We start from the raw sequence: 19,866 nt of genomic DNA, 5'->3' as shown, positions 1-19,866 counted from the left end.
TTTACTTGGCTTTAACCGGCGCGGCATTCGTCACTTTGCGGAACACGGCTTCCACCGGCTCGCCCAATAGGCGCGAGGCAATGTCGCCGGCTTCAATGGCTTCCTGGAGCAGCGGCAGCACCTCGCGGTAGGCCGAGAGGGTGTAGGCCACGTCCTCATCCGAATGCGAGAAGCACATGTTGTGGAAGCCGCCCCACATGATGCCGCGCTTGAACAACTCCTGCTGCATGAACGCCTTGATTTCCATCGGGCTGCCGGCCGAGGCGTCGAAGGTCACGATGGTGCGGCAGTCGTAGCCGTAGCACTTGGTGTAGGCACTTAGGCCCAGCTCGGTGGCGATTTCATTATAGCCGTCCTTGAGCTTTTTGCCCTGCTCGGCGAGGCGGGCGGGCACGTTCTGCTCGCGCATCTCCGTGATGGTGGCCATGGCGGCTGCCAGGCTCAATGCTTCGCCGCCGAAGGTGGTGAAGAAGAAGACATCCTGCTCAAACAGCTCCATCACGTCGCGCCGGCCGGTGAGCAGCGCGATGGGCATGCCATTGGCAAACGCCTTGGAATACACCGCCAAATCGGGCGTGATGCCGAAATACTCCTGCGCGCCGCCCACGGCCACGCGGAAGCCGGTCCACATCTCGTCGAAAATCAGCAGCGTGCCGTTCTCCTTGCACAGCCGGGCCACTTCGTGCAGGAAATTGTCCTTCGGTGCATCGAAAATGAACGGCTCCAGAATCACGCAGGCCACGTCGTCGTCGAGCAGGGCCTTCAGCGAGTCGAGGTTGTTGTACTCGAAGGCGGCCACCAGGTCCTTGCTTTCCTGCGGGATGCCCTTGTCGCGGCTGGTGGTGCCGATGTACCAGTCGTGCCAGCCGTGGTAGCCGCAGCACAGCACCTTGTTGCGCCCCGTGAAAGCCCGCGACACGCGCACGGCCGCCGAGCACACATCAGCGCCGGTTTTACTGATGCGAATGCTTTCGGCGTTGGGAATGATTTCGTGAATCAGCTCCGACAGCTCCACTTCCAGCTCGTGCATCATCGAGAAGGTGATGCCGTCTTCGAGCTGGGCCCGAATGGCGTCGTCCACTTTCGGGTAAGCGTAGCCCAGCGAAATCGGGCCGATACCCATCTGGAAATCAATGTACTCGTTGCCGTCCACGTCCCAGATGTGGGAGCCCTTGGCGCGCTTCACGTACTTCGGGCTCACGCCTTTGGTGTACTGGCCGGGGCCTTTGGCCAGGGTCTGCGTCACGGGCGTCATGATGCGCTGGGCGCGGGCGTACAACTCGTCCGACTTCGTGATGTCGGGGTAATTCTCGTTGGAAGAAACGGTGTTGGGCATGATGAGAAAGTTGACTGTAGAGACGCGACACTTCGCGTCTCGTCGTTGCTGATGTTGTTTAGTCTGCGCGTTACGGGACGGTCCCGGTCGTTCAACGCCGAGACGCGAAGTGTCGCGTCTCTACTCCGCAAACTCGTTTTCGAGCACGGCCGGGCCTTCGGCAATGGCCGCGCCCGACTCGCCCAGATACTCGGTGATGCGGCGGGCAATGTGGTGGCCGGTGAAGCCTTCGTATTCGAGCACCGCGCTCAGGCGGCCGGGGCGGTACCAACGCTCCTCCAGCGCCAGCGGCAGCACGCGGGCCGTAAGCTGGTGGCGCAGCAGGATTTCGGCCAGAATAGAATAGAGGCCGCCGGTGATGAAATGGTCTTCTACGGTTACCAGCAGGCCGCCGCTCCGCACCACGGCCAGCAGGGCTTCCTCGTCGATGGGCTTGAGGCTGCGCAGGTTAATGAGTCCCACGGACTTGCCCTGAGCCTGCAGCAGCTCACGGGCCACCAGCGTCTGCTCGAACAGCATCCCGTAGGTGAGGATGGTAATGTCGGTGCCTTCGGCCACGATTTCAGCCTTGCCCATTTCAAACGGCGCGTGCTCGTAGGTGGCGGGGCGGGTGTTGACGCGCAGGTAGGCCGGGAAGGGCGAGGCCCAGATGGCGGGCAGCATGGCCAGCATATCCTGCTCATCGGCCGGCGCGAACACCGTCATGCCGGGGATGCCGCGCATCAGGCTCACGTCCTCAATGGCCTGGTGGGTGGGGCCGTTGCCATCGGAGAGGAAGCCGGGCACGAAGCCGCTCAGCTTCACCGGCAGCTGGCCGATGCCCACGTCGGTGCGGATAAACTCGAAGGCCCGCAGCGTGAGAAAGGTGGCCAGCGCGTGCAGAATCGGCACGCGCCCGCGCAGGGCCAGCCCGGCGGCAGCGCCAATGAGCGTTTGCTCGGTGATGCCGGTATCGATGAAGCGCGGGCCGAGCACGGCCGGCAGGTTGCGGATAAGGGCGCGGTTTTCGGCCGTCATCACCACGATGCGCTCATCGGCAAGGGCGGTTTGCTTAATTAGTTCTTCGTAGTTCATAGGGTAGCGCGGACTTTTAGTCCGCGAATGAATTGTTTACTCGCGGACTAAAAGTCCGCGCTACTTCTACCGTACCGTCAGCGTTTCGCTGGTGAGCGTGGTAGCAACCTGGCTGTGCAGCTCGCGCAGCAGCTCCTCCACCTCCTCGGCCGAGAAGTTGCAGAACCACCGGTCGGCCCGGGCTTCGATGCTGGGCAGGCCGCGGCCGCGCACCGTGTCGCAGATGATGACGGAAGGCTTGGTAGCGGAGAAGGGGAGGGCCGAAAACGCTTCTTCCAGCTGCGTGAAGTCGTGACCGTCGATGCGCCGCACTTCGCAGCCGAAGGCTTCGAACTTGGGCGCCAGCGGCTCCAGCGGAATCAGGTCTTCGGTGGCCACGTTGGCCTGGAAGTGGTTGCGGTCGACCACCAGCGTCAGGTTGTTGACTTTGTGGGCGCTGGCCACCAGCAGGCTTTCCCACACGGTGCCCTCGTTCAGCTCGCCGTCGCCGGTGATGACGATGACCTTGTTGTCCTGGCCGCGCAGCTTGCAGTCCATGGCCACGCCCAGGGCCACGCTGGGCAGGTGGCCGAGCGAGCCCGAGTGGAACTCCACGCCCGGCACGTTGCGGTTGGGGTGCCAGTAGATGTGGTCGTCGGTGCTCAGGTGCTGGTCGAGGCGGGCTTTGTCGATAAAGCCCAGCTCCACGAAAGTGCCGTAGAGGGCGGGCACGTCGTGGCCTTTGCTCAGAAACAGGTAGTCGCGGGTGGGGTCCTGCAGGTTGTCGGGCCGCACGTTCAGCAGGTCGCTGTAGAGGTACACCAGCAGGTCGGCGCAGCTCAGCGAGGCGCCGGTGAAGCAGCCGCCGTCGGTGCTGAGGCGCACGATGTGCTCGCGCACTTTCAGGGCGCGGTCGGACAGCTCTTGACGTTTGGAATCGGTCATAAAGAAGAGGGAGAAGGGCGAAGCTGTTTGGTTTGCGACAAGTCCACGGTCTTGAGCTCGTCGAGGTGGTTGCGGTACCAGTTCACGCCCGCCAGGTGGGCGTTGAGCCGGGCAATGTCGGGGCGCCGGGCCAGCAATTCCAGGATGTCACTCAGCCCAAAACCGGGCTTAGCGGGATAGAGCGCGTCATAAACGGCGCTGATGAAGGAATAGTCTTCGGGGTAGTCGATGGTCCAGCGGTGGCTCATCGAAAAGTCCTGCCTAGCGTCCCAGGTCACGTTGCCGAGGTGGAAGCGGGCCGGATTTTCCCAGAAGAACGGGGTGGTGTGCTCGCGCTCCAGCGGCCGCCGGGCTTCGCGCCAGGCCGTTTCCAGCATCGCGAAGGGCATCACCTCCACGTCGTTGCCATCGGGGAAGGTGGCGGGGTGCAGGTTGCTCACGAAATCGTAGCGCTCGGCGAAGTCCAGGTAAAAGCCCACCACTTCGTCAATAACAGCCGGGTCGATGAGCGGGCAGTCGGAGGGGATTTTCAGCACCACGTCGGCCCCGTAGTGGCGGGCGGCCTGGTAGTGGCGGTCCAGCAAATCGAGGGCATCGCCGCGAAAGCAGTTCAGGCCGTGGGCAGCGCACAGCTCCGCAATGGCATCATCGGCGGGGTCGGTGGTGGTGGCCACGACCACGGTGCCGGCCAGGCGGGCGCGCTGCACCCGCTCCACCATCCGAACGAGGAGGGGCTGGCCCGCCAGCGGCATGAGCACTTTGCCCGGCAGGCGCGAAGAGCCCATGCGGGCTTGCACAACGGTTAGAATCCTGGGTGCGACCATGGGGTTGGGTTGGCAATATCCGGTAGTCGGGAAACGATGCGGAATACTCTTGAAAAGTGAGAAAATACCCGGAAATAATTGGTATCTGCCTCACTGCTAACTACAAAAAAATAGCCTAGTGCACGGCCAGCGAGCTGCCCGCCGGCTCGGCCCGGGCAAAGGATTCCGGGTCGTACTGCCTGAGGAAAGCAGGGCCGCTCCCCTCAAACCGGCTGTAGCCCCGGCAGATGGCCGCAATGCGCCGGGCCGAGGTGCCGCCGTTTTGCCACGGCAGCTTGCGCCGGAGGTCGTCCACATCGAAATAGGAGTGCACGGGCTTGCCCAGCGCCAGGCCCACGTACACCACAGTGGAGTATTGGGTGATGAGCTCCACGCAGTTGGCAATCATGTGGTCGGTGTTGCCTTCGGTGAAAATCAGGGTATCGGCCGGGGCGTTGGCCCGGATTTCGTCCACGGCGCGGGGCAGGGTTTCGTTGGGGTGCAGCTTGAAGGCCAGCGGCCGGCCATTGGCAATGCGCACGCACTCCCGGATGAACTTGGGCCGGTTTTCAGGCGTGAAGGTTTCGCGCAGGTCGGAGGTGGCCACCAGCACGTAGCCGTGGTGCGGGAAGTCGTTGTGCCGCACCTGCTCAATGTTGTCGAAGTTGGGAATGCCCGTCACCTGCAGCTTGTCGGCATCCACGCCCACGCGGGCGAAGTGCTCGGCGTAGCCCTGCGAGGCCACGCAGTAGATGTCGCAGCAGTTGTTCATGCCGTTGAGCGCCGTGCCGATGGCCAGAATGGGGTAGCGCGTAAAGCGCTTCACCAGCCGGGCCCAGATGTTGAGCGGGTCGGTCATGCCCTCCTGCACAAACACGGTTTTGGTGGTCCGCATCAGCGGCCAGGGCACCACCACGTCGGAGCAGCACACGATGAGGTCGTAGGTGTTGTGGAAGACGCGCGCCTCGAAATCGTTTTTCAGGTTGTGCTCGGCCAGGTACTTATCGGCTTTCTCCTTGATTTTGCCGGTGACAATGGTCTTGTCCAACCCCCGGGTCCAGAGCAGGAACTTGTAGAAGGGGCGCTGCCAGCCGTCGTAGTAAAGCTGGCTGAAGTAGGGCTCGAACTCGTCTTCCAGCAGCTGCGCAATCTGGTGCATCTGCGTGGTTTGGTTGGGCGAGCCGATGAGAAACAGAACCTTTTTTCGGGACATGCAGGGAGAAAAGATGAAGCGACCGAACCAGGAAAGCGCCCCCGTGAATGCCCGATAACCGGGCCGGGCGGCCGCTGGTTTCGGAGCGTGGCCGGCCGTGCGCGGGACGGCATGGGAACGGGGCAAGGTACAGCACAGCCGGCAAAATAACCACGCAGGTATAACCCCCCGAAGAAGCAGTGGTTAAGCAATTGCGAAGGTTTTGACGCACTTAGCGAACCGTAGCAAGGCCGGCAATTGTCCGCCGCTACCCCCGGCACCTGCGCCCCGAGTGCGGGCCAGGGGACGGGAAAGATGGTTGCCGGGGCCAGCGTCGGTTGCTGGTGCGGCTAAGTACGTAAGTAGTTTAGCTGGTATAATCAGTATAAAGCGTGGGGCCGGCTATTGGCTGGTTATTTTACTTTTGCTTTCTCCTGAAGGTGCCCCACTGCGCCGAAAGCAGCTTTTTCTACTTACCGATTCCAGTATGCAAATCAGCTCTCTACCCGATACCGATGGCAGTCGCTGCGTGCTCTCCTTCGACGAAGCCAACGGCTGGCTCCGGGCCACCTGGCGCGGCTTCGTGGACATGGACGAGGCCCTGCGCGGCGCCGATAACTACCTGCGCCAGCTGGCCGGGGTGCGCTGCGCCTACCTGCTCAACGACAACGTGGCCCTGCGCGGCCCCTGGTTCGATTCGATTGAATGGCTGGAGCGGGTGTGGGTGCCGCAGGCCATGACCATGGGGCTGCGCTACGTGGCGCACGTCGTGCAGGCCGATTCCTTGTCCGACACCATCACGGTCAACTTTCGCGGCTCGCAGGTGGGCGGGCTGGAGCTGCAGATTTTCCAGCAGGTGTCCGAAGCGGAGGCGTGGCTGCGCAGCTGCCAGCAACGGGCGGTGCCGGCCTAATGGCTGGGCATCGGTGGCCGCCAGGTTACCTTTGAGGTTGCCATGAACGACCCGGAAATCCGCGCCCTGCTCTACCCCTTGCTCTCGGGCGGCGTGCGTATTGATGAGCTGCCCACCGGCACCACGCGGGCCGATGTGGTGCACATCACCGAGCACTTCATGCACGGCTACGAGGTGAAAGGCGACGGCGACACCCTGCAGCGCGTGGCCAACCAGCTGCGCTGCTACGGCGAGGTCTATGATTTCGTCACCTTCATCGTCACCGAAAAGCACCTGGCCAAGCTGCTGCCGCTGCTGCCCGCGTGGGTCGGCATTCAGGTGGCTACGGCCGGGGGGCTGCGCTTGCACCGCGCCGCCAGCTACAATGCTGCCGTGGCCATGGCCTCATTGGCCCGGCTGATTTTTGTGGAGGAAGTGAAGCAGTTTCTGCTGGCGCGGGGCCTCACCGGCGTCAGCACCTTGCGGAGCCGCGAAATCAGCCATTTTCTGCGCACCACGCAGCTGGTGCCGCTGTCGGCGCTGGCGCAGTATGTGCGCGAGCGCCTGATAGCCCGCCTCCCCGAGCGCCTGCTGATGCGGGCCGAGCGCAAGGCCGAGCGCGAACGGCTGCCGCCCCGCCGCAAGGCCCGGCCCAAGGCGAAAAAGAAGAAACCCGCAGCGCGCAAAAAAGCCCGCGCCGTGTAGCGACGCGGGCTTTTTTGCGTTAAAATGAACAAGGCTACTTTTTCCTTAGCGCCGCAGCCACGGCCTGGTTGAGCAGCGGCTCCATCACCTTATAGCCGGCGAGGTTGGGGTGGACGCCGTCTTCGCCGTAGGCTTTTTTCAGGCCGTTCTGCTCGTCTTTGAGCGCCGTGTGCATGTCGTAATACACGAAGTGCTGCCGGTCGGCGTAAGCCCGGAGCTGCTGGTTGAGGGCCAGGATTTTGGGGGCCGGATGCAGGCCCTTGCGCCACCAGAAATCAACCGACGGGGCCACCGAGCCCACTATCACCCGAATGCCGTGGGCCTGCGCCAGCTCGCACATGCTCATGATGTTGTTCATCGTGGTTTGCGGGTTGTAGGGCCCGCTGTTTTCGGCAATGTCGTTGGTGCCGACCAGAATGACGACGGCCGCCGGATGCAGGGCAATGACGTCGGCGCGGAAGCGCACCAGGGTTTTGCCGGTGGTCTGGCCGCTGATGCCCCGGCCCACATACTCGTAGGTTTTGCCCCGGAAAAAAGCCGAATCCTCCTTCACCCAGCCCTCGGTGATGGAATTGCCGATGATGACCACGCGGGGACGGCCGGGCCGGGGCGCTGGCAGGCGCTGGTTGGCGGCGGCGTAGCGGTCCAGGTAAGCCCAGTCGTTGTGCAGCAGGTATTCCTGGCGCTGATGGTAGGCATCGTCGGCTGCTTTTTTGGCGGTGGCTGCGTCGGAAGGTTGTTGGGCGGGAGCAGGCGCGGCACGAAGCAGTGCGGCGAGCAGCAGAAGGGTTGCTGATTTCATGGCGTAAATTATAACCAGTAAGGGTTTTGGGCGAAATTCCCCAAACGTTTGCGGGTGTTTGATGCAAACGTTTGGGGAGATATTCCCCAATGCTTCATTTCCGGTCTCTGCTCGTTCATGCAAAACGTAAAATAGGGCCTGATTGCCTGCAAACCGCATAATCCACTCTTTAGGTTGTAAAGAGTGCCGCTGTCCCTGCAAAACCGCCGGCATCTCGTCCTGTTTCAGCGGGCATGAGTCGAAAGTAGGATTATTCCGTAATGAGCGTTTGCGGTAATAGTTGTTGAGTGACCAGCTTACCCCCCCCCGAGCAACTTGCGTCAACCGCAGGGTTAGAGAAAGGTATTTCCGGGCGAATGCAGTCGAAGCAACGCGGAGTGCGGAAGCCGTTGCCACGCGGTAGCCCATGCGCTATTGCGTGGTGTTATGGGCAACATGCATGTAATCAATAGTTAAGAAACGGTGACTTGCGTTTGTTCCAGGGCAATAAGGCAAAAAGTCCCGGTTGCAGATGCAACCGGGACTTGTGCTGTAGAGAGAGGACTCGAACCTCTAATTTTACTAGCGAGATAGGCTAGCGCGTCTGCCAATTCCGCCACCCCACATTGTTTGATGCCTCAAAAGTACGCAAAAGAATTATGAATAAAAAGGCAAGTGTTGATATAATTTTTTGCGAATGTTTCAAACAAGCGGATTCTGGCTTGCCGGGATGTGGCTTTTATCTTTGATTGGAACAACAAGCAACCTGGTGACTGACGGCAGTATTCGCAAAATCATCCACCTCGACATGGATGCATTTTATGCTTCGGTGGAGCAGCGCGACCACCCCGAGCTGCGCGGCCGGCCGCTGGCGGTGGGCAGCGCCCAGGGCCGGGGCGTGGTGGCGGCGGCCAGCTACGAGGCCCGGCAATACGGCGTGCGCTCGGCCATGCCCTCGGCTACGGCGCTGCGCAAGTGCCCGGAGCTGCTGTTTGTGCCGCCGCGCTTTGCGGTGTACAAGGAGGTGTCGCGCCAGATTCGGGCCATTTTTGCGGAGTATACGCCACTGATTGAACCAGTGTCGCTGGACGAGGCCTACCTGGACGTGACCGAAAACCTGAAGGGCATGGCTTCGGCCACCCAGATAGCGCGGGAAATCCGGGCCCGGATTCTGGAAGAAACCGGCCTGACGGCCTCGGCGGGCATTTCCTACAATAAGTTTCTGGCCAAGCTGGCGTCGGACTACCGCAAGCCCAACGGGCAGTTTGTGGTGCGGCCCGAGCAGGGGCCGGGCTTTGTGGAGGCGCTGCTGGTGGGGCAGTTCCACGGCGTGGGGCCGGTCACGGCGGCGCGGATGAACCAGCTGGGCATCTTCACCGGGGCCGACTTGCGAACGCAGCCGGTGGAGCTGCTGCACCAGCACTTCGGCAAGGCCGGGCGCTACTACTACGCCATTGCCCGGGCCGAGGACCACCGCCCCGTGGTGGCCGACCGCCTGCGCAAGTCCATGGGCTCGGAAAATACCTTTGCGCAGGATTTAACGACGTTTCCCGAGCTGCTGGCGGGCTTGCAGCCGCTGCTTGAGGACGTGTGGGAGTACTGTGAGCGCAGCGGCATCCGGGGCCGCACCGTGACGCTGAAAGTGAAGTTTGCCGACTTCCAGCAGATTACCCGCAGCCGCAGCGGGGTGGGCGTGGTGCCCAGCCAGCCGGTGCTGGAGCGCATTGGCCGGGAGCTGGTGGAGGGGCTGTTTCCGCTGGAAAAGGGCGTGCGGCTGCTGGGCATCACGCTTTCCAACCTCGATAACGAGCAGGCCACGGCGGGCCGGCAGCTGACGCTGCGCTTTTGAGTGCAGCGACGAGGCGCAAGGATGCGTCGCTGCCCCGGTTGGGTACTGGTATAGCGGCATTTTCGCAACCCTGGTCGGTTCTTTTTCGACTATGGGAGCAAATACTGGTGCGATTCTGGTTAAGGATGCGGCATCTTTACCGTCCGGCCCGCCGACGCGGCCGGTCTTCCTTCTCAATTAGCCTCTTCCTTCATGCAATTCCCCCGATTTAAGCTCGGTATCTATTCCACTTCGGTGCTGGCCCTGCTGGGGCTGGCCTCTTACTCGGTGTACCAGGGCACGCCCCCGCGCGACCAGGTGGTGCTCGGCGTGATGCTCCAGGGCCTGACGCAGGCGCACTACCAGCCCGAAAAGCTCGACGACCAGTTTTCGCAGCGCGTGTACGACACCTACCTCAAGCGCATCGACGTGAACAAGCAGCTGCTGCTGGCCCAGGAAGTGGCCCAGCTCAGTCCCTTCAAAACGCAGATTGACGACGAGCTGCGCGGCGGCACCCACGAGTTTCTGGACGTGACCAGCGCGCTGCTCACCAGGCGCACGCTGGAGATTCAGAAGCTCTACCGCGAGATTCTGGCCAAGCCCTTCGACTTTACGGTGCAGGAAAGCTGGGAAACCGACCCCGCCAAGGCTACCTACGCCGCCAACACCGCCGAGCAGCGCGACCAGTGGCGCAAGATGCTGAAGTACCAGACCCTGGCCCGCCTGTCGGAAATGATGGACGACGAGGCAAAGAAGAAGGACAAGCCGCTGGCCGCCACCAAGGTGGGTGCCTCGCCGGCCACTACGTCCGACAAGGTGCGGACTCCCGCCGAGATGGAGGCCGAAGCCCGCAAGAGCGTGCTGAAATACTACGACGACTACTTCGCCGACCTCATTCAGACCGATGCCAATGACCGGCTGGCGGCCTTCGCCAACGCCATTGCCAACACCTACGACCCCCACACCGACTACCTCGCGCCCATTGCCCGCGACAACTTCGACATTGCCATGAGCGGCCGGCTGGAGGGCACGGGCGCGCAGCTGCAGGAAGACGAAGGCAAGCTGAAAGTGGTGGACATCGTGGCCGGCTCGGCCTCGTTCCGGCAGGGCGAGCTGAAGGTGGGCGACATCATTCTGCGCGTGGCCCAGGGCGCGGCCGAGCCCGTGAGCGTGGAAGGCATGCGCTTCGACAAAGCCGTGAAGCTCATCCGGGGGCCGAAGGGCACGGAGGTGCGCCTCACGGTGCGCAAGCCCGATGGCGCCACGGTGGTGATTCCGATTATCCGCGACGTGGTGGTGATTGAGGACACCTACGCGCAGTCGGCCCTCATCAAGCAGGGCGGGCGCACCTACGGCTACCTGCACCTGCCCGGCTTCTACGCCGACTTTGGCGGGAAGGGGGGGCGCAGCAGCGCCGCCGACGTGAAGGCGGAGCTGGCCAAGCTCTCGAAGGAAAACGTGGCCGGCGTGGTGCTCGACCTGCGCTACAACGGCGGCGGCTCGCTGCGCGACGCCGTGGACATGGGCGGCCTCTTCGTGCCCAGCGGCCCCATGGTGCAGGTGAAAACCAGCCGGGGCGCGGCCCAGCCCGTGGCCGATACCGACCCCGCCGTGCAGTACAGCGGCCCGCTGGTGGTGCTCGTGAACAAGTACAGCGCCTCGGCCTCCGAGATTCTGGCCGCCGCCATGCAGGACTACCACCGCGCCATTGTGATGGGCAGCACCACCTACGGCAAGGGCACGGTGCAGCAGGTGTTCGACCTCGACAACGCCGTGAACGCACAGGCCAACGCCCTCAAGCCGCTGGGCTCGCTCAAGCTCACCATCCAGAAGTTCTACCGCATCAGCGGGGGCTCGACGCAGTTTAAGGGCGTGACGCCCGACATTACCCTGCCCGATGCGCTGACCTCCTACGCCAAGGGCGAGCAGGAGTCGGAGTACCCGCTGCCCTGGGATGAGATTGCGCCGGCCACCTACACGCCCGCCAACACCCTGCCCGCCAGCCTCGACAAGCTGAAGGCCAACAGCGCCGCCCGCGTGGCCGCCAGCCCCGGCTTCAAGCTCATTGCCGAGGCCACGCAGCGCGCCACCGAGCGCCGCAAAGACACCAACCTCTCGCTGAACCTGGCCGCCTACCGCGCCCAGCAGGTGCAGGCCCGCGCCCTCAACAAGCAGCAGACCGCCGCCCAGAATGCCCTGGCCAGCCTCGACGTATCGGCCCTGGCCGCCGATGCCAAGCCGGCTTCGGACTCCACGGCCGCCAAGCGCCTCGCCCGCTTCCTCAAGCCCCTGCGCAAAGACCCCGCCCTGGCCGAAGCCGTGGCCGTCATCGGCGACGAGCTGAACTAGTAGGGGCGGGGCTTGCCCCCGCCTGCCATGCGCGCCAAGCGGCGTAAGAACCAAACGCCCCCGTTGCTACCCAGCGACGGGGGCGTTTTTTAGTTGGTGCGGGCCTCTGGAGGCATCATTGCCACTCCCGGCCGAAACGCCGGAGCTGCCGTGCGCGGTCAATCCGCCTTCGACGAATTGAACGGGCTACGACTACTCCATTCCCGATGGCAGCATCTGGTACTCGGGCTGTTACAACCCCACGAATGCCGACGAGGCCGCCGGGGTGGCCAGCCTGCCCGACCCCGCCCGCGTGAACCCCGGCTACGGCCTCTACAAGCTGGACCTGCGCAGCGGCCAGCGCACCCTGCTGGTCGATGGAATAACTTCCGAAGCCGTGGACTGGAGCCGCACCGGCTGGATAGCATATGACTGGGGCGGGGCGGTATGGAAAGTAAAAGCTAACGGCGACAGCGCGGTTCAGCTGGCGTCTTCCACGCGTGCGGTTTTGGTGGAATGCTGGAGCCCCGATGGCAAGTTCATCCTGTGCCAGCGCGATGCAGTGGTTGCTGCCCAAAGCGGCCAGGCCATTTATACCAACAAGGGCGTATTTGTTCGGTTGCTGCCCAGCTATTCCGCCGCTTCCACTCCCACACCGAGGGCACCGGGGCCTCTACCTCATCAACCACATCGTGCAGGGCAACGGCGGCCACATCGAAGTAGAAAGCGAAATAGGGGAGGGCAGCACGTTCCGGCTGTTTTGGTAACCGGGAGGCTGACTACGAGGGACATTTGTCATCCTGAGCGCAGCGAAGGGCCTTCTCACGCCTGCTCCGACGGAAATACTGCGACCTTTGCAGGTAGGAGTTACTGCAAATCGTTCTGACGTGAGAAGGTCCTTCGCTGCGCTCAGGATGACAGATAACTCCCAACCAATCCCCCAAACACCGCATGAAAGCATTCATTTTCGACCTGAACGGGACCATGATTCACGACATGGAATACCACACCCGCGCCTGGCAATACCTGTTCAACAACGACCTCGGCGGCAGCTTCACCTGGGAAGAAGTGAAGCCCCAGATGTACGGCAAAAACCAGGAGGTGCTGGTCCGCATGTTTGGCCCGGAGCGCTTCACGCCGGCCGAGATGGACGCGCTTTCGCTGGAAAAAGAGAAGCGCTACCAGACCGAGTTTCTGCCGCACCTGGCGCTGCTGCCCGGCCTGGCGGCGTTTCTGGAGCGCGCCCACCAGGCGGGCATTCCCATGGCCATCGGCTCGGCGGCCATCCCGTTCAACATCAATTTCGTGCTCGATAACCTGGGCATCCGGCACTACTTCCGGGCCATCGTCAGCGCCGATGACGTGGTGCTGAGCAAGCCCCACCCCGAAACCTTCCTCAAGGCCGCCGAAGCCCTCGGCACCGCCCCCGCCGACTGCATCGTGTTCGAAGACGTGCCCAAAGGGGCCGAAGCCGCCCGCAATGCCGGCATGAAGGCCGTGGTGCTCACCACCACCCACGAGGAGGCCGAATTCGCACACCTGCCCAACGTGCTGCACTTCGCCCCGGACTTCACGGACGCTTTTTTCCAGGCGCTTATCTGATTCCGTCATGCTGCGCAACGCGAAGGGCCTTACCGCGGCGGAACAACTTGTTCCGCCGCGGTAAGGCCCTTCGCGTTGTTTAGCGTGAGGCGAGTGCTTATTTCATCTTGCCCTTCGCGGCCTTCCGGGCCGCTTTCTGGTCGCGGTGGGCCTGGCGCTCGGCGGCGGTGCGGGCGGGGGCTGCCGGCGTGCCGGTGCCGGGCGAAAGCCGGTCGCGGTTGTTGGCAATGTTGGAGCCGTCCATCATGGTGCCCACGCGGGGCTGGTTGTTAGACGGGGCCGTGGGGCTGGTGTTGTTATCGGCCGGGGCGTTACTGGCCGGCGTGGTTTGGGCGAAAGCAGTGCTGCTGAGGCCCAACGCAAGCAGCGCGGCGGCCAGAAAGGAAGTGGATTTCATGGGTGTGGGTGGAGGAAGTGAAACGAGACAACTCCCCTGCTTACGCGCCACGGTAGGGCGCAGGTTGCGCCAGCTCCCCACAACATTCGTTTACCGCAGCACCCGCACCGTGGTATCGAGGCGCTGGGTGAGAAAGAGGCTGTGCATCTGCTGGCGCAGGCCGGCTTCGGCCTGGCGCTGCTCTTCTTTCTGAAAAAGCCGCACCTTATACTTTTCGCCGGGCGCGGCGCGGCGCAGGTTTACGTAGGTGAGCTTGCCGGAGGAATGGCTCACCGGCTCGCCGTTCTGGATGCGCTCGACGCGCTTGTCGTTGTTGCCGAACAGGGCTTGCAGGGGTTTGAGGCCGATAAACAAGTTGGTGGCACCCACCGGCCCCAGGCCATAGGTTCCGCTCACCTCCAGGTTGCTGAGGTTGCTGTTGAGGCGCAGCTTGGGAATTAATAACTGGTTACGGTTCAGCACGAATTCGCTGCTGAAAGGCTCGAAGAACAGGTGGCTGGTGCGGTCGGCTTTCATGAATTTCAGGGCCTCCATCAGCACTTCCACGTTCAGCAGCTCCAGGTCGCGAAAATCGGTTTTGAGGTAGCCCACGGTTTGGGGCAGGCGCGGCAGAAAGGTAGCGTCGAGGTCGGTGCGGATGTCCATCACGCCGCGCAGGCTGCCGCGCACGTTGTCGGCCCCCAGCACGTTGAGGCCCATGGCCGACGTGGCCGCAAACAGGGCGGGCAGCTGCACATCCTGCATCTGCAGCTGCACGCGGGTGGGGTGGTGGGCGCGGTTGGCGGTGCTGAGCATACGGCCGCTCAGGCTGATGTGGCCCTGCAGGGCATCCACGGTGCAGTTGTCGAGGCGGGCCTGGCCATCGAGCAGGTGCGACACCAGGCGGAAATCACTGCCCTTGATGGCGCCGTAACTCACTTTATCGGCTTCTACGCGCAGCACGGCGCTCAGCGTGCCGTTGGAAAACAGCGAGGGGTTGTGGTCGGGGGCGGCAATCACCCGCTCGGCGCGGCGGGTGGCCCGGCGCTGGGCCCGGGCCCGGTCGCGGGCGGTGATGACGGAGTCGCTGGGCGTGGTGAGGCTGGCAATGAGGCCCAGCAGGCGCTGCACATCAAGGGTTTTGTAGCGCAGCGTCATGTCGGCATCGGCGGCGCTCAGGCGCAGCTTCTCAATCTGGGCAGTGCCGGAGGCCTCGCCGTAGCCGCCTTCCGGCGTGCGGAAGCGCAGGTAGGGCATGCGCAGCAGGGTGGAGGTTTTGGCCAGCCGAAGCTGTACTTCGGCCAAGCTTTCGCCTTCGGGCAGCACAATGCGGTCAATCTGGAGGTCGAGTTGGCCGTTGGCGGCCAGCAGCAAGTCGCGCAGGGCGGGCACGGCCACGCCCTGGCCCCGCTTCCGGCGGGCGCGGTTGCGGGCCGCCGGAAGCGGGGCGGCCGGCTGGGCGGGGCGCGACAGCCGGGCCAGCAGCTGTTCGTAGCTCAGGCTGCGGAAATGCACGCCCAGCTCGTAGTGCACCGGCGCCACGCGGTTGGCCGAGTCGGTGGGCCAGCTCACGCTGCCGCGCACGCCGCCGCCCCACACCCGGCCGGCCAGGTTCAGCAGCTGTACCTGGCGGCCGTCGTGGCGCACGGTCACGGCAAGGTCGCTGAGGGTGTCGGTGGCCAGCAGCAGGCGCTGGCAGCGCAGACTCACGTTCAGCAGCAGCCCGGGCGGAATCAATTCGCTGCCCAGGGTGGCCGCCAGCTGGGCTTTGTTGCGAGGGGTGCGGGTGCGGGGCGGGCGTTTGGTGTTCATGGCAAAGCCCTCGCTGGCGCTGCGCGGCACCGGCCGCATCAGGTTGCGCAGCTCGGCCACGCGCAGCTCTTCCACCGCAAACTGCCCGCTGATGCTGGCCGTGGGATGCAGGTCGGTGAGGTAATCGAGCAGGTACGTGGTGGTGGCCGAAGCCCGAAACCGCATGCCGTTCAGGCTGCCCGAGGCATTGGAAAGGTGCCAGAGGCTGTCGTTGAGGCCCACCTGCACGTTGAGGTCGGCCAGGTCGGCCCCGCGCACGGGCAGCAGAAACGAGGCCTTGTGCAGGGTGATGCTGCCGCGCAGCGACAGGTTTTTCTGCGCCTGGCCGTAGCCCGGCTGGCCGGGGCGCGGCGGCAGCAGGCCGCGCACGTGCACGTTGAGGTCGGCCAGCCCGCCGCGCGCCCGCCACCGGCCCGGCGATACCACCGCCGCCAGCTCCGGCAGCGTGGTGCGCCCCCGAAACTGCCCGTCCACAAACGGTCGGCGGAAGTTGCGCAGCGTCAGGGCCACGTCGAGCCGGCCGGCGGGCGAGTAGATGCGGCAGTGCCTGAGGGTGAGCACCGTGGATTGGGGGCGGTGCAGGGGGCCGTTGTCGTAGCTGCCCTGCAGGTCCCAGCGGCTGATGCGCCGGGCCGAGTCGGGCCACTGCAGGCTGGCGTTGCGCAGCCCGAAGGTGAGCACATTGCGCGGGCTCACCTTCGGGCCGCTCAGCCCCGTGATGCTGTAGTGGATGTGCGCCTTGCTGGTGCTCACGGCCCCGGCCAGGTAGGGCTCGAGGCGGGGCGGGAGGGCGGCGCGCAGCACTTCGGTGAGCGGCTGGTTGCCCACAAACTTCAGGTTCATGAGGGTGCCCACCGGCTGATTGGGGTCTACGCGGTGGGTGCCGCGCACCTGAATGGTGTCGCCGTTGAGGGTGGCGCGGGTGTGCCACAGATGCCCTTCGCGCTTTGCGAAACGGTAGGTGTAGTTCACCCGGGCCTGCACCGGCTCGCGCTCGAACAGGGTGCCGGCGCGGGTGCGCAGGTAGTTCAGCTCGCCGTCGATGGTGCCGGCCACGCGCAGCACCCCATTGCGCAGCCGCGCCGTGAGCCGGGCCTGCCGGGCCGAAGCGCCAAACGCACTGCGCGAATACGCATTGCGGGTGCTGATGCGAAAATTGTTGACAATCAGCTCGTCGAGCACCATGTTCAGGCCGGGCGCCTCGCCGGTGCCCTTGCGGCGCTTGCCGCGCAGGCCCCAGGAGTGGCCCAGCGAGTCGGTGCGCTCCCGAAACTCCACATTGGTAATAACCAGCCGCTTCACCGCCAGCCGGCCGCGCAGCAGCGGCAGCAGCTCGATGCGCAAATCGGCCCGGCCCACCCGGAGCACTTCCACCGACTGCTGAAACGAGGTATCGGTGAGCGCCAGGTGCTGCACCGAGGCCGTGAGGTGCGGGAAGTCCTGCCAGGGCGACATTTCTACCCGAAACGGTGCCAGCACCAGCTCCGAGTTGTGCGTGAGGGCCCGGCGCAGCTTTTGCGCCACCACGCGCCGGCCGTAGGCGCTGCCCAGCAGCCACACCGCAACGCCTCCGCCCAGCAAGCCCAGCAGCACCACCGATGCCAAAATGCGTTGCCAGGTAAAAAATTTCATAAAGCCGGGTTCATCGCCGCGGGGCCACCGCGTGCTAAAGTGCCAAAGTAGCCCCGCATACGGAAAAACCCCGCTTATGTATGCCAGCCGGGCAGCAGCAGCCGGCGCTTAGGCTTCCTCGGCGGCCCCTGCGTCGGCGTGGGTGGGGGCGGTGTAGGTATCGGCGTACTTGAAATCCTCCAGCCAGTAGGCCGAGCTCACCACATCGAAGGTAATGGCGTCGGCCGACTGCGCCGAGATGGTCAATTGCCAGAGAATGGCGGCGGCTTCTTCAAACTTATCGCCCGCCAGCTGCGCCGAAAACAGCCGGTTAATCAAGGCTTTGGCTGACAGGCCGGGGGCCAGCAGGCGCAGCAGGGGCGCGGCCGGCCCGGGAGTGAAAACGGCCAGGTCGGCGGCATTCGTGGCCGTGCATTTTACCTGAAATTCCACGGCCTTGGTGGCCGGAAACGTGCCGTTGTAGGCATCGTGCAGCAGCTGCGTGGCCTGGTAAAAGCCCTTGTGCAGCGGCAGCTCGGGGTTTTCTTCCCAGAGCTTTTCCGTGAGCATCTGGTGGGCCAGGTTGGCAATCTGGCCGGCGCTCAGCTCTTCGGCAAACAAATAGCCCAGCACAACCTCGGCGGCCTCGCGCGGCTCCAAATCGGTGAAAGCCATGAGGCACATCTCCTTCAGCTCGGCTTCGCTGATGGCCTCCGGATTGTCGTAGCTCATCTTGGCCAGCAGCGCGCGGTAGTCGTGGTTCTGCCAGGTGTTGGGCAACTCGGTGAGGGTGGAAAACGTGAGGCGCTCAACGGTGAAAGTAGGGGCGGGGGCTTGCATGAGTCTCGGGCGAGTGAAGCGGCGCGGGGCCGCAGGTACGGCCGGGTTTACGCAGGGCAGCGCCAAACAACCGAAAAGGGCCTACGCCACCGGCAGCGTAAACAGAAACCGGCTGCCCGTGCCGGGCTGGCTTTCTACCCACAGCTGGCCGCCCTGCGCATCAATGAACTCGCGCGAAATGCTCAGCCCCAGCCCCGAGCTGCCCTGGCCGCCCTGCCCCGGCACGCCCGCAAACCGCTGGAAGATGCGCTTGTGAAACTCGGCCGGAATGCCGGGGCCGGCGTCTTCCACGCTCACGCGCACCATTTCGCCCCACTGCATGGCCCGGATGACCAGCGGCGCGCCCGGCGGCGAGTAGCGAATGGCGTTCGAAAGCAGGTTGATGAGCACCCAGGTGGTTTTTTCCACGTCGCCGTGGGCGGCGGGCAGCGTGTCGGGCAGAAGCACATCCAGCCGGATTTCCTTGTCCTGCAGCTGGGGCTGCACCGTCTGGCTGGCGTAGCCGATGACCTCGGCCAGCCGCACGGGCTGCAGGGCCAGCTTGATGCCCGCGCCCGCGTCGAGGCGCGACACTTCGATGAGCTGGCCCACCATCTGGAGCAGGCGCTGGGTTTCCTCGCCAATGCCGGCGGCCAGGGTCTGGCGCTCGGCATCGGTGGTGCGCGGGTTCTGCAACAGCATGAGGCTGAGCTTGATGCTGGCCAGCGGCGTTTTCAGCTCGTGCGAGATGGTGGCCAGAAAGGTTGATTTCACCTCGTCCAGCTTCTTGAAGTCGGATACGTTGCGCAGGCAGAAAATATGGCCGGCGGGCAGCCGCTTGTTGGCCGGCCCAACGCTCTCGATGGGGCTGATGCTGAGCTGGTAGTGCGGCGCATCGCCCTTGTGCGGAAAGGTGAATACCGGGTCGGGCACGGCATCGCCGGCCAGGTTGGCTTCGGCCAGCGGCACCAGCAGGTCGCGCAGCAGTTCGCTGGTGGCGGCCACGGCATCGGCGGTTTTGCCCAGCAAGTCCTTGGCCGGCAGGCCCAGCAGGTCGCAGGCTACGGGGTTGGCCAGCACAATGGTGCGCTGCTCGTCCAGCAGCAGCAGGCCTTCGTCGAGGCTTTTTACCAGACTTTCCATGCGGTTGCGCTCCGTAAACAGCTCGGCCAGGGTGAGGCGGCGCTCGTCCTGGGCCTGGCTCAGCACCCGGTTCACGGCGGCGGCAATGGTGCCCACCTCATCGCGCCGGCCCACGGCCACGCGGGTGGCGGGGCCGGGGCCGGCCACGCGCTCCATGTCGACGGTGAGGCGGCGCAGCGGGCGCACCACAATGCGCGGCAGGCGCACCATCATGGTGATGCCCACGGCCGTGCCCGCGCCCAGAAAGGCCAGCACCGTGGTGCGCGCCAGGTTGAAGTCGTGCTGCTCGATGCCGTGGGCCCCGTGCTCGAGGTAGCTGATGGTGAAAAACGCGTAGCCGCCCAGCCCCAGCAGCAGCAGCAGCAACAGGAACACGCTCAGGCGAATCTTGAGTTTGAGGGACATGGCAGGGAAACTGGGCCGGCCGCAGCGCTGCCGGCACAAACTTTGCGCCCGGCCTGGGCGTTGACCGGGCGCAAAGCATGATATTTAATGCGCAAATGACGCCGCGGGCCAGCAGATTTTTGCGTGGCTGAACGGCCGCGGGCCGTGCCCGGGGCCAAAGCTAGGCATGGGCCTGCGGGCACGGCTGCCGCATGAATCGCGCCCGGGCGGCCGGAATTACGGCCCACCGGCCGGC

The 19,866-nt window shown here is 64.3% G+C and carries 15 protein-coding genes and 1 tRNA gene; 5 read left to right on the top strand and 11 right to left on the bottom strand.

Annotated elements, in window-relative coordinates; all coding sequences use genetic code 11:
• Position 1 precedes the first annotated feature (1 nt).
• The 5 genes from ACYVHT_RS16575 to ACYVHT_RS16555 all read right to left on the bottom strand — a co-directional run bounded on the left by ACYVHT_RS16575 (position 2) and on the right by ACYVHT_RS16555 (position 5,350).
• A complete protein-coding gene (locus ACYVHT_RS16575) occupies positions 2-1,336 on the bottom strand; it encodes a PLP-dependent aminotransferase family protein (RefSeq protein WP_460554267.1) in 1,335 nt (444 codons plus the stop codon).
• A 120-nt stretch (positions 1,337-1,456) separates the two neighbouring features.
• Positions 1,457-2,410, bottom strand: a complete 954-nt coding sequence (locus tag ACYVHT_RS16570) for a transketolase family protein (RefSeq protein ID WP_460554264.1) — start codon at positions 2,408-2,410, stop codon at positions 1,457-1,459.
• 66 nt (positions 2,411-2,476) lie between these two features.
• Positions 2,477-3,334, bottom strand: coding sequence for a transketolase (locus ACYVHT_RS16565; RefSeq protein WP_460554261.1), 858 nt, complete (start codon positions 3,332-3,334; stop codon positions 2,477-2,479).
• Positions 3,331-4,158, bottom strand: coding sequence for a cytidylyltransferase domain-containing protein (locus tag ACYVHT_RS16560; protein WP_460554258.1), 828 nt, complete (start codon positions 4,156-4,158; stop codon positions 3,331-3,333). The genes ACYVHT_RS16565 and ACYVHT_RS16560 overlap by 4 nt, the downstream gene beginning before the upstream one ends.
• Before the next feature lie 115 nt (positions 4,159-4,273).
• Complete coding sequence (locus ACYVHT_RS16555; protein WP_460554255.1) at positions 4,274-5,350, bottom strand: glycosyltransferase family protein; 1,077 nt, start codon at positions 5,348-5,350, stop codon at positions 4,274-4,276.
• A 466-nt stretch (positions 5,351-5,816) separates the two neighbouring features.
• On the opposite strand from ACYVHT_RS16555, the gene ACYVHT_RS16550 reads away from it, so the two are divergent.
• Both ACYVHT_RS16550 and ACYVHT_RS16545 read left to right on the top strand, forming a co-directional pair.
• Positions 5,817-6,242, top strand: coding sequence for a hypothetical protein (locus ACYVHT_RS16550; RefSeq protein ID WP_460554253.1), 426 nt, complete (start codon positions 5,817-5,819; stop codon positions 6,240-6,242).
• Positions 6,243-6,284: 42 nt separating this feature from the next.
• On the top strand, positions 6,285-6,926 hold the full coding sequence (locus ACYVHT_RS16545; protein WP_460554250.1) for a sce7726 family protein: 642 nt from the start codon (positions 6,285-6,287) through the stop codon (positions 6,924-6,926).
• Between the two features lie 34 nt (positions 6,927-6,960).
• Here ACYVHT_RS16545 and ACYVHT_RS16540 read toward each other — a convergent pair whose 3' ends face one another.
• Together ACYVHT_RS16540 and ACYVHT_RS16535 are read right to left on the bottom strand one after the other, a co-directional pair.
• On the bottom strand, positions 6,961-7,728 hold the full coding sequence (locus ACYVHT_RS16540) for an SGNH/GDSL hydrolase family protein (RefSeq protein ID WP_460554247.1): 768 nt from the start codon (positions 7,726-7,728) through the stop codon (positions 6,961-6,963).
• A 529-nt stretch (positions 7,729-8,257) separates the two neighbouring features.
• A tRNA-Asp gene (locus ACYVHT_RS16535) sits at positions 8,258-8,333 on the bottom strand.
• A gap of 119 nt (positions 8,334-8,452) precedes the next feature.
• Here ACYVHT_RS16535 and dinB point away from each other — a divergent pair.
• From dinB to ACYVHT_RS16520, 3 genes are all read left to right on the top strand, one after another.
• A complete protein-coding gene (gene dinB, locus ACYVHT_RS16530) occupies positions 8,453-9,556 on the top strand; it encodes a DNA polymerase IV (RefSeq protein WP_460554244.1) in 1,104 nt (367 codons plus the stop codon).
• Positions 9,557-9,748: 192 nt separating this feature from the next.
• Positions 9,749-11,884 carry a carboxy terminal-processing peptidase gene (locus ACYVHT_RS16525; protein WP_460554242.1) on the top strand — a complete coding sequence of 712 codons (2,136 nt, stop codon included), beginning with the start codon at positions 9,749-9,751 and terminating at the stop codon, positions 11,882-11,884.
• A gap of 930 nt (positions 11,885-12,814) precedes the next feature.
• A complete protein-coding gene (locus ACYVHT_RS16520; protein WP_460554239.1) occupies positions 12,815-13,465 on the top strand; it encodes an HAD family hydrolase in 651 nt (216 codons plus the stop codon).
• Between the two features lie 97 nt (positions 13,466-13,562).
• Here ACYVHT_RS16520 and ACYVHT_RS16515 read toward each other — a convergent pair whose 3' ends face one another.
• The 4 genes from ACYVHT_RS16515 to ACYVHT_RS16500 all read right to left on the bottom strand — a co-directional run bounded on the left by ACYVHT_RS16515 (position 13,563) and on the right by ACYVHT_RS16500 (position 19,631).
• Entirely contained in the window at positions 13,563-13,862 is a 300-nt protein-coding gene (locus tag ACYVHT_RS16515; RefSeq protein ID WP_460554236.1) for a hypothetical protein, read from the bottom strand.
• A 90-nt stretch (positions 13,863-13,952) separates the two neighbouring features.
• On the bottom strand, positions 13,953-17,285 hold the full coding sequence (locus ACYVHT_RS16510; protein ID WP_460554233.1) for an AsmA family protein: 3,333 nt from the start codon (positions 17,283-17,285) through the stop codon (positions 13,953-13,955).
• Between the two features lie 108 nt (positions 17,286-17,393).
• Complete coding sequence (locus ACYVHT_RS16505; protein ID WP_460554230.1) at positions 17,394-18,104, bottom strand: hypothetical protein; 711 nt, start codon at positions 18,102-18,104, stop codon at positions 17,394-17,396.
• An 81-nt stretch (positions 18,105-18,185) separates the two neighbouring features.
• Positions 18,186-19,631 carry a sensor histidine kinase gene (locus ACYVHT_RS16500; protein ID WP_460554227.1) on the bottom strand — a complete coding sequence of 482 codons (1,446 nt, stop codon included), beginning with the start codon at positions 19,629-19,631 and terminating at the stop codon, positions 18,186-18,188.
• Between the last annotated feature and the right edge of the window lie 235 nt (positions 19,632-19,866).

The sequence above is a fragment of the Hymenobacter daeguensis genome, assembly GCF_054780555.1.
Note: the sequence above shows the minus strand (reverse complement) of the source record. Positions and strands in the feature narration are given on the sequence as shown.